This window comes from Belliella baltica DSM 15883, from assembly GCF_000265405.1.
Lineage (GTDB): Bacteria > Bacteroidota > Bacteroidia > Cytophagales > Cyclobacteriaceae > Belliella > Belliella baltica.
Window position 1 is genome coordinate 2198898 of the sequence record NC_018010.1, and the last position, 13623, is coordinate 2212520.

11 protein-coding genes are annotated in these 13623 nt (G+C 34.9%); 7 read left to right on the forward strand and 4 right to left on the reverse strand.

The genetic code is table 11. The annotated features are described in order from the left end of the window. Window positions 1-5: 5 nt before the first annotated feature. Complete coding sequence (locus BELBA_RS10215) at window positions 6-914, reverse strand: WD40 repeat domain-containing protein (protein ID WP_014772614.1); 909 nt, start codon at window positions 912-914, stop codon at window positions 6-8. A gap of 38 nt (window positions 915-952) precedes the next feature. Between BELBA_RS10215 and BELBA_RS10220 the strand changes: the two genes are divergently transcribed. Then, window positions 953-1582 carry a 4'-phosphopantetheinyl transferase family protein gene (locus BELBA_RS10220; protein ID WP_014772615.1) on the forward strand — a complete coding sequence of 210 codons (630 nt, stop codon included), beginning with the start codon at window positions 953-955 and terminating at the stop codon, window positions 1580-1582. Between the two features lie 46 nt (window positions 1583-1628). Beyond that, entirely contained in the window at window positions 1629-2213 is a 585-nt protein-coding gene (locus BELBA_RS10225) for a thioredoxin-like domain-containing protein (protein ID WP_014772616.1), read from the forward strand. 23 nt (window positions 2214-2236) lie between these two features. Here BELBA_RS10225 and BELBA_RS10230 read toward each other — a convergent pair whose 3' ends face one another. The 3 genes from BELBA_RS10230 to BELBA_RS10240 all read right to left on the reverse strand — a co-directional run bounded on the left by BELBA_RS10230 (window position 2237) and on the right by BELBA_RS10240 (window position 5849). Then, entirely contained in the window at window positions 2237-3079 is an 843-nt protein-coding gene (locus tag BELBA_RS10230; RefSeq protein WP_014772617.1) for a transglutaminase-like domain-containing protein, read from the reverse strand. 182 nt (window positions 3080-3261) lie between these two features. Beyond that, window positions 3262-4890 (reverse strand): acyl-CoA carboxylase subunit beta, encoded by a 1629-nt coding sequence (locus BELBA_RS10235; RefSeq protein ID WP_014772618.1) that lies wholly within the window; start codon window positions 4888-4890, stop codon window positions 3262-3264. A 158-nt stretch (window positions 4891-5048) separates the two neighbouring features. Beyond that, window positions 5049-5849 (reverse strand): N-acetylmuramoyl-L-alanine amidase family protein, encoded by an 801-nt coding sequence (locus tag BELBA_RS10240; protein WP_041779314.1) that lies wholly within the window; start codon window positions 5847-5849, stop codon window positions 5049-5051. 116 nt (window positions 5850-5965) lie between these two features. On the opposite strand from BELBA_RS10240, the gene BELBA_RS10245 reads away from it, so the two are divergent. The 5 genes from BELBA_RS10245 (at window position 5966) to BELBA_RS10265 (ending at window position 13615) form a co-directional block, all read left to right on the forward strand. After that, the gene (locus tag BELBA_RS10245; protein ID WP_245531051.1) at window positions 5966-8686 is read left to right on the forward strand and encodes a putative LPS assembly protein LptD; all 2721 of its coding nucleotides are present in this window, start codon (window positions 5966-5968) and stop codon (window positions 8684-8686) included. Window positions 8687-9472: 786 nt separating this feature from the next. Then, on the forward strand, window positions 9473-10366 hold the full coding sequence (rfbA, locus tag BELBA_RS10250; RefSeq protein ID WP_014772621.1) for a glucose-1-phosphate thymidylyltransferase RfbA: 894 nt from the start codon (window positions 9473-9475) through the stop codon (window positions 10364-10366). Between the two features lie 300 nt (window positions 10367-10666). After that, window positions 10667-11740, forward strand: a complete 1074-nt coding sequence (locus BELBA_RS10255; RefSeq protein ID WP_342626350.1) for an MraY family glycosyltransferase — start codon at window positions 10667-10669, stop codon at window positions 11738-11740. A gap of 116 nt (window positions 11741-11856) precedes the next feature. Continuing rightward, entirely contained in the window at window positions 11857-12996 is a 1140-nt protein-coding gene (locus tag BELBA_RS10260; RefSeq protein WP_014772623.1) for a DegT/DnrJ/EryC1/StrS family aminotransferase, read from the forward strand. 1 nt (window position 12997) lies between these two features. After that, the gene (locus BELBA_RS10265) at window positions 12998-13615 is read left to right on the forward strand and encodes a sugar transferase (protein WP_014772624.1); all 618 of its coding nucleotides are present in this window, start codon (window positions 12998-13000) and stop codon (window positions 13613-13615) included. The last annotated feature ends 8 nt before the right edge of the window (window positions 13616-13623 follow it).

The window sequence follows — 13623 nt, forward strand, 5'->3', positions numbered from 1 at the left end:
TGATTTTATATATCTACTTCCCAAATTGAAATGCTTCTGTCATCGCTGACTGAAATGATTGATTGATTATATGTGCTCCAAAGTACTTTATTGATGGAAGTTCCATGTCCTGCATGCCTGGCCTTATCTATGACTTTGAGTAATTTATGATCCTCAGAATCCCAGATTTTGATGGACTTATCCATACTGCAAGTGATAAAATACTTTCCATCTTCTCTAAACGAAAGATAATTAATTGCAAACATGTGTGCGATCACATTATTTGTTTGCTTGTAAGTTTTGGTGTTCCAAAATTTGAGTGATGCATCACGTCCGCCGCTGACTAGTGTATCATGTAGCGGAGAATAAGCCAAGGCAAAAACCGAATTGGTGTGACCTTCTAAAAGTTGAGAAGGTTTGAAATCAGCTGTATCAATTACTTTGATTGAGTGATCGCTAAATCCAATAGCGATATTTTTTTGGTCGTTATCTACCGCCATCACTCTTGCACTTTTTGAACTAAGCTTGATATGTTTGACAAGTGATTTTTCTTCAATATCTATCACTGTCAGTACACCATCTCCAGTCGCTACAAAAAGAATTCTTCCTACAATTTTGAGATCAAAAATCGATTGATCTGTAATTTTCAAAGACCATACTTCTTTATTTTTATTCAAGTCAATAACATGAATTCCTTCAAAGTTATGTCCGATGAATAATAAGTTTCTTTCTTTATCAACGGTGATTGCATAGACGGAATGAGGTAATTTTGCTATAAGTTTTCCATCTTTCGGATTATCTAAATCCCATTCTACGACCATTCCATCTCCTGACCCGGTATAAAAAAATCTCGGGTCTGATCCCTCAGCGAGTGCATAAATACAATCATTGTGGCCTGTAAGCGTGTGGAGTTTATTAACTTGAATTTTTGACATATATTGCAGAGTAAGCAATTCAAAACCCAAAGAGGGCAATGCAAACAAAAATAGAAAAAATAAGTGCTTTATCGGCCTTGGCGGTCAATAATATTGAAGAAGTCTCCGAAAATGAAGTGACTTTTTTGAGTTTTAGAGAAAAACTCTCCTTATCTAACATCTCACATCCTGATAAAAAGAATGAATGGAAGGCAGCGAGATTAGCTATCAAATATGCACTTGATACTATTTCTCTTCCCTATCCGGGGTTTTACAAAGACGAACACGGGAAGTCCCATGCTATGGATGGTTTTGGATTTGTGTCATTGACGCATACAAAAGGATTGGCAGCGGCTATTTTTCACAAAGACATGCCGGTTGGAATTGATTTGGATTATGTTAGGGAAAAGATAGTCCGTCTTGGCCCCAAGTTTCTAGATCCTAGTGAACTTGAATTTTTGAATAATGACCCTCTGCTCTATACAATCGCATGGTCTGCCAAAGAGTCTATTTATAAATGTCAAGGAAGAAAGGGGATTAGTTTGAAAGAAAATATCCTTTTAAAGCCATTCTCAATTCAAGATGATTTGATATCTGGGAAAATTCATCAGACTGATCATTCTGATCATTTTTATCAAGTAAAAGCCGAAGTAGAAAAAGAAATGGTACTTACTTATACAATTTGGTAGCTTGTTTGTAGGTATATTTACTATAGTTTCAAAAATCATCCAAATTATGAAAACCACAGCCATTTTAATAGCCTTTATTTTGAGCTTTACCTTTTCGGCAAAAGCACAACTCGTAGAAAATTTTAATTCGGTAGACATTCTTACCGGGCAAAATTTTGAACTGAAAAATTATGCCGAAGCCAAGGCTGTTATTTTGGTTTTTACAAATTTGTCATGTCCATTTTCAAAATTATATGAAAATAGGATTATTGACCTGAAAAATAAATTTTCGAATGACAATATGGTTTTTGCTATGGTAAATCCACATTTTGGTAATGATGAAGATGAAAATAAAGAAGCCATTGAGAAAAGGTTTGCTGAGAGAATTTCCAATTTCCCAATTCTTAATGATGGTCAACAAGCTTTGACAAAACAACTTCAAGTAACAAAATTACCTGAGGTGATTGTCATTACCCCAAGTCAAACTGGCTTTTCCATTGCCTATCGTGGCGCGATTGATAATAATCCACAAGTTCCGGAAAGTTCAAATATGAAATATCTTGAAAATGCGCTGGAAAGTATCCAAAACAAGAAGAATCCAAGTCCGAGTTCAAGTAGGCCAGTGGGATGTAATATTCGCTTGATCAATTGAAAAAGCTCAATTTCTCTAACATTTTATTCTGAAACGATCGAAAGCATTTCTTTGACCTCTTGAACTTTTTCAGTTTCCCCCAATTTTTCAAAAGCAACTACCAGATTCCGAAGCATACGTACTATAATATCTTTGTTGGTACATGGATCAAAAAAAACATCTAAGGGTTCTATTTTAAGATGGTTGAGATAGTTGTAGATATCCTGCTTGTTGAATACTAGACCTTTGTTAAATGCATTGATATAAAAATTCACATCTTTTGACTTATAAGTCAAAACAAAGAGATTTGGTAGGTTGACTCCATAAATCGGGAGACCTAGCTTTTTGGCTACCAAAAGGTAAATTGCACAAAGGCTAATTGGATTTCCTTTTTTTGTATCCAAAACATTGCTTAGCATGCTGTTTCCAGGCGAATGAAAATTTTTAGTGTTTGCAGAAAATCTCAGGGAATTGAATAAAATATTGTTGATGATTTTTATTTGTTCGTGTGGAAGTAAGTTGTTTTTGAAAGCGGTCCAAACCTCAAAATAAATCTGATGCATGTCAGTATTCAATTTATCAAAATCTAAATCTGGATATTGGTAAGTATTGATGATCCAAAGTCCAGTCAACAAATCTTGATCGGGCGTATTGGCCCAATCATAAAGCCTCTCTTTTAGCTGTGAAAACTGCAGCTTGTGAACCATGTCTTCAATTTCCTTTTGGACTTCGGGATTGAAGCTGTCCTCCCATTTTTTTTCTAAAAATGGAATAATTCCATGTCCTAAAGAAAATATCCGATCCTGAACGTGCGATTTTACCTCTTTGTCTTCATCATCTAAAAGTGACACTAAAGCATGTAATTCCTTTTCTGTCAATTCTTCCATAAGAACTATCTGTATTACTCTTTCTAAATTACGGTTTTTTGATTTGGAAGAGTTAAAAAGTCATCAAGAAATTATCTGTTATTCCTATAAAAATTTATAAGCCTGACTTTTTTTGGAAGTCAGGCTTATGTCAATTAACTCAAGTTCTTAAATCTAAAATCTAAACTCTTAAATCTTAAATTTTAAGTCTGAATCACGCCTACATTAAATCTCTCAGTTATTGGAGCATGATTGGCCGCTTCTATTCCCATGCTGATCACTTTTCTAGTTTCTAATGGGTCAATTACACCATCAACCCAAAGTCTTGAAGCTGCATAATAGGGACTCAATTCTTCTTCGTACTTAGCTTTGATTTCATCTAGGAGTGTTTTTTCATCTTCAGGAGTGATTTCTTTACCTGCTTTTTTCAATGAAGCCACTTTGATTTGTAATAAAGTTTTTGCTGCGGAGGCTCCAGACATAACGGCCATTTGTGCTGTTGGCCAAGAATAGATTAATCTTGGATCATAAGCTTTGCCACACATAGCATAATTTCCTGCTCCATAAGAGTTCCCTATAATGATGGTAAATTTTGGGACTACAGAATTGGACATGGCATTAACCATTTTTGCGCCATCTTTGATAATTCCTCCATGCTCTGCTTTGCTTCCTACCATAAATCCTGATACATCCTGAATAAAGACCAAAGGAATCTTGCGCTGATTACAATTCATGATAAATCGGGCGGCTTTATCTGCTGAATCAGAATATATTACACCACCCATCTGCATTTCGCCTTTTTTATTTTTGACGATTTTGCGTTGATTGGCTACGATACCCACTGCCCAACCATCAATCCTAGCTGTGCCACAGAGAAGTGTTTTTCCGTAATCTTGTTTGTATTCGTCAAATTTAGAATTATCCACCAAGCGTTCAATTATTTCTCTCATTTCGTAAGGCTTCACTCGGTCAGCAGGGAAGGTTCCATAGATTTCTTTTTCATCCTTAGAAGGTTTGCTTGGCTCTGCTCGATCGAAACCTGCCTTTTCGGCGGCTCCAATTTTATCAAAAATATTTCTGATTGCATCTAGACAGTCCTGATCCGAATCATATTTGTTATCAGTGACTCCTGAGATTTCACAGTGAGTAGTTGCTCCACCAAGTGTTTCATTATCCACATTTTCTCCTATGGCAGCTTTTACCAAATAGGATCCGGCTAAAAAAATCGATCCAGTTTTGTCAACAATCATCGCCTCGTCTGACATGATAGGAAGGTAAGCGCCACCTGCCACACAACTTCCCATGATGGCGGCAACTTGGACGATTCCCATTGATGACATTTTAGCATTGTTTCGAAATTGTCTTCCAAAGTGTTCTTTGTCTGGGAAAATTTCATTCTGCATTGGTAAAAATACTCCCGCACTATCTACCAAATAAATAATTGGAATATGATTTTCCATGGCGATTTCCTGCGCACGAAGATTTTTCTTGGCAGTCATCGGGAACCAAGCACCTGCTTTCACAGTGGCGTCATTGGCAACTATCATGCACATTCTGCCTTTGACATAACCAATTCCTGTGACAACCCCAGCAGATGGGCAACCACCTTCTTCTGCATACATGCCATCAGCCGTCAGTGCACCAACTTCCAGAAATTCAGAGTCATCATCTGTCAAATAGGAGATTCTCTCCCTTGCGGTTAGCTTGCCCTTGGCATGTTCTTTTTCAATTCTTGCCTCCCCGCCTCCAAGATGAACTTTTTGTAATTTTTTGTTGAGATGAAAAATTAATTGCTTGTTGAGATCTTCGTTTTTATTGAATTCTAAATCCATAAAGTTAATTGGGTTTGTTTTCTGATCTAAAATAACTGAATATGTTGGTAACAATCAAATAGAATTGCTGTTTCGGTAATTTGACTTTATTCTGAAATAAAAAAAGGTCTTCAAAAGCGGTTAGTTTTGAAGACCTTGTGATAAAGTGAAGTTGGAATTTAAAGTGACTCTAGTTCTTCTTTGTAAGCTTTGACAGATCTATAAATGGCCGAAGCCAAATAAGTTTGTCCTTGCTTGCTATTTAGAAAACGCTCTTCAGAAGTATTAGAAATAAAACCCAACTCAATCAATACCGAAGGCATACTCGTTGTCCAGAGAACGTAAAGAGGGGCTTGTTTGACTCCTCTACTGTGTCTTTGAACTCTTGAGGTAAAATCTTCTTCTACTTTTGATGCTAGAGAAAGACTGTTAGAAAGGAAAGCTTTTTGAGTCAAATTGAACATCATGTACGATTCGGGAGAGGTTGGGTCAAAACCTTCATAATTTTCTTCATAATTTTCCTCCAAGATAATTACGGAGTTCTCCCTTTTTACAATATCAAAATTAGCTTCAAAGTTTTTGGTTCCCATCACGAAAGTTTCCGTACCGTAAGCTGACTTATTAGCAGCTGCGTTACAATGAATTGAAATGAATAAGTCAGCTCGATTCCTATTGGCAATATTTGGTCTTTCTTTTAAATCTACTGCAACGTCAGTTTTACGTGTGTAAATGACCTCTACATCCGGTAAAAGTTCCTCTATATAACTTCCTACTTGAAGCGCCACAGAGAGCGTCAAGTCTTTTTCTTTTGAATAGGAACCTATGGCGCCTGGATCTCTTCCGCCGTGACCAGCATCAATTACCACCCTTCTTAATTTGTATTCAGGAGCCCTTGAACCCGTCGGAAGAAAGCCTGTAAAAAGGAATGAAAATGTTAATAATGAAATTAGAAGAATATTTTTAACTTGAAGGCGTTTCATAAGCATTAAATACCATTAACTTTGCTCGTTCGAAATTTATAAATTTTTAAACAAATTTGAATCAATCGGTGCGGAATTACAGGCTCCATTTATTTATTCTCCTATTATTCTGGGTTTTGCCCCAATTTATATTTGCTCAAAGGAGGAATGAAAGACGAGTTGAAAATCCCATCGGCGCTCCTGATTCCATCTTGAATACCCCACCAAGGACAGACCTCAGGTTAGATACCTTAGAAAGATCTCTATCAGATACGGTTCCTACTTCGGACTCCACAAAGGTAGTGCCTAAAGGTGAAATTGAAACACTTATCAATTATTATGGTGAGGATAGTATAATAACGGATTTTAAGCAAAATAAAATATATCTGCATAAACAAGCTTGGTTTGAATATGGAAATATTAGGTTGGATGCAGATTTGATTATAATAGATTGGGATAAAAGTGAGCTTTTTGCATCTGGAGTTACGGATTCCTTAGGAAATATTACAGGTAATCCTATTTTTAAAGAAGGAGGAACATCTTATGAAATTCGCAAAGAGATGCGATATAATTTCAAATCTCAAAAAGCTATAATCAAAGATGTCGTAACTGAGCAACAGGATGGTCTATTGCGCGGAGAGACCATCAAGAAGACTGCTGATGGTAGTGTCTACATGGATCATGGTTATTATACAACTTGTAATCTCGCAGAGCCCCATTGGCATATCAGTGCGGCAAAAATTAAATCTATTCGAGGGAAACAAGTCGTAACTGGTCCTTTCAATCTTTATTTTAATGATGTTCCAACACCTATAGGTTTACCATTTGGTATTATTCCAGATACGCCTGAAGAAAAAGCTTCGGGAATAGTCTTTCCATCTTATGGACAAGAACAAAGAAGAGGTCTTTTCTTAAGAGATTTTGGATATTACTTTGCTTTCAATGATTACATTCATTCAAGGGTAACAGGGGATATCTATTCCAATGGTGGCTGGGGAGCAAAAGCTGCTACAATCTATAAAAAGAGATACAAGTTTAATGGTAGCTTCAATATAGATTACCAAAGCTTCAAGAGCCCAGAAACGCAAGAAAATCCACTTGATTTCACCTCCGTTTGGGTGAGTTGGCAGCACACACCTGAGTCGAGAGGAAATTCTAGATTTTCAGTATCCGTAAATGCAGGAACTCAGAATTATAATAACTTAGTTATCAACCCAAATAATTTTGCAAATAACGTTCGGTCTGATTTTACTTCAAATGTAGCATACAGCAAAACTTTTGCAGGCACACCTTTCAGTATGTCTGCTAATTTGAGGCATTCTCAAAACATCCAAACAAATGAAGTGAACCTTACATTGCCGGATATAGCTTTAAACATGAATAGGCAAAGTCCTTTTCAAAATGTTCGATTTGAACCTTTAAAAACACTCAATATTGCCTGGAATTTTAATCTTCAAAACTCTATTACAAATAGGATTACACCAGCATTAGGAGTTCAAAACCTTTCATTTCAACAGGATTTTGGAGAGTTTGATCAGCAGCAACAATCGCCAGCTATTAGAGATTTTAATCTTGCAAACCTTCCTCAGCTTTTGAGAGATGCCAATAATGGCGCTAGAAGCACTATTCCTATTTCATCAAATTTTACCTTATTCAAATATTTTACAGGAACTGCTTCCATGAATTATACTGAATTGTGGTACTTAGAAAAAATTAATTACTACTATAATGATGTGGAAAATAGAGTAGATCGAATTTCAGAAAATGGCTTCAATAGAGTTGGATTCTATACTTCATCATTTAATTTAAATACCAACGTGTATGGCTTTTATACTTTCAAAAACAGCAAAAAAGTAGAAGCCATTAGGCATCATATGCAACCTTCCTTTGGATTCAACTATACTCCTGATTTCTCAGATCCATCTTATGGTTTTTATCAAAATGTACAAGTCGATAGTACTGGTAGAAGACAATTATTCTCTAGATATCAAGGTTTTATTTTTCAAGGAGCACCACTTGGTGAGTCTAGGTCATTGAGTATCTCAATAAGAAATGTTTTGGAAGCAAAAATCAAAACAGAAAGCGATACTGCAGAAGTAAAGACTAAAAAAATCCCATTGCTACAAACGCTAAATGTAACTACAAATTACAATTTCGCCGCTGATTCATTTCAACTTGCCCCTATAAACTTCAATACCAGAACATCATTTTTTGATAATAAACTTTCGGTCAATTTATCAGCAACAATGGATCCTTATGCTGAAGGTGTAAGTAGAAACGCTCAGGGTCGAGAGGTGACAAGAAGGTTGAACAACTTTGCATGGAGTAGAGGCCAAGGAATCGGTAGGATTAGAAATGCGAATGTCAATATAACAGGAAGTCTAAATCCTAGTAAAACTGAAAAATCTCCAGGTGAGGTAAGAGATGAGGTTACTAATAACTTTTTGCAACAAGGTGGTCAAATGAATGAATTTGTAGAAAATGAAATCACAAGAATTGTAAATGATCCAAGTCAATACATTGATTGGAGTATTCCTTGGAACCTCGGGTTTGGATATAATGTCAGCTACAATAGGCAGACCAATGGAAATACTAATATTACTCAAGCCTTAAATATCAATGGTGATGTGAGTTTGACTGAAAAATGGAAAGTGAATTTTAATACTGGGTATGATTTTTCTACTGCAAAGATTACTCAGACGATGATTTCTATAGCAAGAGATTTACATTGTTGGCAGATGAACGTTTCCTGGATTCCCTTCGGAACTTTTACATCTTATAGCGTTGACATCAGAGTTAAATCTGCTATTCTACAAGATCTTAAAGTAAGTAGAAGAAGGTCTTTCTTCGACAGATAAAAAATTAAAGGGATGACGAAAACCGTAAATTTCATCATCCCTGAAAAAAATAGAATAGGATCCAAAAAGGGAGTTAAACTATTTCCTATATATTTCCTTTTACTTTAAAAGTAAAAGTTGTTAAAATCACCGATGTAAAACTACAGCTAGGAGAATTGAGAAAAAATACCCTGTTGTTGGTATTTTTTATGGTTTTTACACAAAATTTCTTGTTTTGGTGAAACAAGATTTTTTTTGGCATTTTTAAATGAAGATTTTGCAAAAAATAATAAGGTGTTGGATAATCAGTCCAACACCTTATAAATTCTATAGGACTCAAATAATCAGTAAAATATCTTCCTATATAGAATGAAAAAAGAGAGCAGAAAAATTGCTTAAATCACCCATAACAAACTTACAAAGTTAGCCAACAGTAAAAAATACCCAGTAGTGGGTATTTTTATGCTTTATTTGTGCAATAGTTTATTTGAATAGTTTAAATTTGTTCGGTTTTGACACATAGGTAGATATTTATTATGAAATTTGATCTAAAGCAAAATATTGATAAACTCGGTAATTTTGAAATTCAAGTGAGGCTTTCCCTCAAGAACATCAGTAGTCAAACAAAATATTATTTATTTGACTAATAAAGGTACTACCAACCAATCTGCTAGAGGCTAAATAGTTAATCCACAAGATTTTTTGTGATAATTTTGATTGTTGAAGTCATAATCAATTATCATTATTCAAAATATCTTCATAGATCAAGATGTGAGCAAAACTCTAAATATTTGATACCTTAGTAATATGAAAGGAATTATTTTAGCTGGTGGTTCAGGAACTCGACTTTATCCCATTACAAAAGGTGTATCAAAACAACTTTTGGCTATTTATGATAAACCGATGATCTATTATCCCTTGTCAGTATTGATGCTTGCTGGCATAAGAGAGGTTTTAATCATCTCAACACCTCATGATTTACCCAATTTTGTCAATCTTTTGGGAGATGGTTCAGAGATCGGCATGTCATTTTCATATGTTGAGCAGCCAAGTCCAGATGGACTAGCCCAAGCTTTTATTTTAGGCGAGGAGTTCATTGGTGATGATGATGTTTGCCTAGTTTTAGGTGATAATATCTTTTATGGTCATGGTCTTACTCAAATGCTCAACAGTGCAGTAGAGACTTTAAAAAATGAAAAGAAAGCAACAGTTTTTGGGTATTATGTTCAAGATCCTAATAGATACGGTGTGGTTGAATTTGAAAAGTCAGGAAAAGTATTAAGCATAGAAGAAAAGCCTCAGTTTCCAAAAAGTAATTATGCTGTCGTGGGATTGTACTTTTATCCCAATTCTATTGTAAAGATTGCGAAGGAAATAAAACCAAGTCATAGAGGAGAGTTAGAAATCACAACAGTAAATCAAGCATACCTGGAGCAAGGACAACTCAAAGTAGAATTGATGGGTAGAGGCTATGCTTGGTTGGATACAGGAACCCACGAATCGATGTTAGAAGCTTCTAATTTCATTCATACTATAGAGAAAAGACAAGGGTTAAAAGTAGCTTGTTTAGAAGAGATCGCCTTTGATATGGGGTACATTAGTGGTGAGAGTTTGTTGAAATTAGCTGAGCCTTTAAAGAAAAATGAATATGGTCAGTATTTGATTAAAAAAGTAAATCAAAAGAAACAAATGATTTTATAGAGTTAGTAACAGAAATATTTTTCATTTTTTGAAAAAAAAATTGATTGGGATGATATTTACTATTTCAAGTTTGAAATACATTTTAACTTATTTATTTACGAATATTAACAGATTTTACTGTAATATTTTAAGTGTATAAAAACCTTAGAGAGAATATTTTGTTATTGAATTTTTGAATATGAAAAGCTAACTCTTTACATTTGTACAAATTAGTTTTTTATGGTCACTTTTCTAGCAGTATGCACATCTTTCTTGATTGGGTTTCTTTTGACACCTATTTTGATATTAATTCTCAAGAAAATGAAGTTAATAGACACTCCAGGAGGTAGAAAAATCCATAATGGTTTTATTCCTTCCATGGGGGGGCTATCATTCGTAGTTGCCTCTTTTATAGCAGTATTAACTTGGTTTTCATTGAAGCAAATGATTGAAGTCAGATTCTTTTTGACTGCATTTGGTTTAATTTTTACGTTGGGCTTGAGAGATGATCTAGTAGATCTGACAGCTTGGCAAAAGCTTCTTGGTCAATTTGTAGCTTCTTACATTGTTGTTGTTTTTGGAGACATTCGTTTTACAAGTTTATATGGTTTTTTTGGGATCTACGATATTCCAGAGCTAGTCAGTTATAGCATTACAATTTTTACAATTATTGCATTGACGAATTCATTTAACTTAATAGATGGATTAGATGGTTTGGCAGGTTCTATCAGCATCGTTACGTTTACATTTTTAGGTTGGTGGTTTATGCAAGTTGATATGTCAAGCTATTCGATGTTTGCGTTTATTTTAGTAGGTGGAGTCTTATCATTCTTAGTATTTAATTGGCATCCAGCAAAAATTTTTATGGGTGACACAGGTTCACTCAGTTTGGGCTTTGCATTATCCGTTATGACAATACTTTTCGTAAATACAAATGGAACAATGAACGCTTATGAAGGTTGGAAATTTAATGCTCCAATAGCCTCAGGATTAGCGCTTTTAATTATTCCTATTTATGACACTTGTAGGATTTTTACCAAAAGAACGCTTAAAGGAAAATCTCCATTTGCCGCGGATAAAAGTCATATCCATCATTTTATGATGAGAATGGGTTTAAGGCATGACCAAGTTACCCTTTCATTGGTTGTTATAAAACTTGTTTTTATTGGTCTAATATTTTTAGGAGCAGGATTAAATGATCATATATTAATACCTCTTGTTGCGATCACTGCTGTTTTTCTAGGTCTGAGATTAGATGTAATTACTTTGAGAAGAGTAAAAGTGATTCAAAGTCAAACTCCACCTATTCTTTCTTTAAGACAAAAGAAAAAGTCAATGAACAAACCTTCAGTTAACCAGAAAATTTTGAAGAAAGTAAACATGACTGAAAACTAATTTTTCTCTTTTCTAGATTTCTTACATTTTCGCATTTTGAATTAATTTTCATATCAAAATTATTGTAATTACTTAGGATTCTAGTACTTTAGAGTTGGATAAAATTTTATTGATAAATGCCGAACTCGATTTTATTGTCTTCGCCATTATTTGAAGGGAATGAACAAAAGTATGTGGAAAATGTACTTAAATCCCCATATATAGCTGCTGGAGGTACTTTTTTAGACGAGTTTGAAAAGGGCTTTTCGGTGAGGCTTTTCCCACATAATTTAGTAGCACTTAACTCAGGTACTTCAGCAATTCATATCGCATTGATGCTGCTTGGAGTGGAGGCTGGTGATGAAGTCATTTGTCAATCTTTCACATTTTGTGCTTCTGCTAACCCAATAGTTTATCTCGGAGCTTTACCAGTTTTTGTAGATAGTGAAGAAGATACTTGGAATATCTGCCCTGAAGCACTTGAAATAGCAATTAAAGATCGACTTGCTAAAGGTAAAAAGCCAAAAGCTATAATTGTTGTTGATCTTTTTGGAATGCCAGCGAAGTATGACGAGTTGTTTGCAATATCTCAGCATTATGGCATTCCGATTCTTGAAGATGCTGCTGAATCTTTGGGCTCCTTATACAAGGGGCAGGTTTGTGGGTCTTTAGGAGAAATCGGGATTTTTTCTTTCAATGGAAACAAGATAATAACCACCGGAACAGGAGGTGGATTGATTTCTGATAATCCACTTATTTTAGAAAAGGCAAGATTCTTAGCTTCACAAGCAAGAGAGAAAGTTCACTATTTTGAACATCATACAGTAGGTTATAATTATAGAATGGGGAATGTAGCCGCTGCCATAGGTAAAGCCCAACTGGAAACATTGGATCAGAAAGTAGAGCAGCGCAGAGCAGTATATGATAGATATAAGGTATTGCTATCCGAGTTTGAAGGAATATTCTTCTTAGAAGAACCCGAAGGATTCAAATCCAATCGCTGGCTTACTACCGTACTTATAGATCCACAGATAACTGGTTTTGATAAAGAGGATTTAAGATCCGCACTAGAAAAAGAAAATATTGAAAGCAGGTATCTTTGGAAACCACTACATTTACAAGTTGCCTTTAAAGATTCACCCTATTATGGAGGAAATGTGGCTTTGCAGATTTATGGAAAAGGCTTATGTTTACCAAGTAGTAGCCATATTTCGGAAGAAGAACAAAAACAAGTAGTGCTTACAATAGCTAATCAATATCAAAAAGTATCAGATTGAAATGTATAAGGTTTTAGGGAAAAGAATATTAGATATATTAATTGCGTCAGCACTCTTTCTAGTGTTTTCCCCAATATTCCTTTTGATATGGGTTATATTGATGGTTAATAATAAAGGTTATGCTTTTTATTTTCAAGATAGACCGGGTTTAAACGGTGAAATTTTTAGAATTATTAAATTCAAAACCATGAAAGATGCTTTTGATAGGGAAGGTAAACCACTTTCAGATGCACTAAGAATCACAAAAGTAGGAGCAATAATTAGAAAAACTTCATTTGATGAATTGCCACAGCTTCTAAATGTTCTTCGTGGTGATATGAGTATGGTAGGGCCAAGGCCCTTGTTGGTGGATTATCTTCTACTTTATGATGAATCTCAATCAAAAAGACATGATGTCAAACCAGGAATTACAGGCTGGGCTCAAATCAATGGTAGAAATTCGATAAACTGGGAAAGGAAATTTGAATTAGATACCTGGTATGTTAATAATTTTAATTTATTCCTTGATATAAAAATATTGATATTGACATTTTTTAATGTGATTCAGGGCAAGGGAGTTTCTCAACAAGGACATGTTACTGTAGGACCTTTTGTTGGAAATCAAGCTCTTAAAACATAAACATCAAA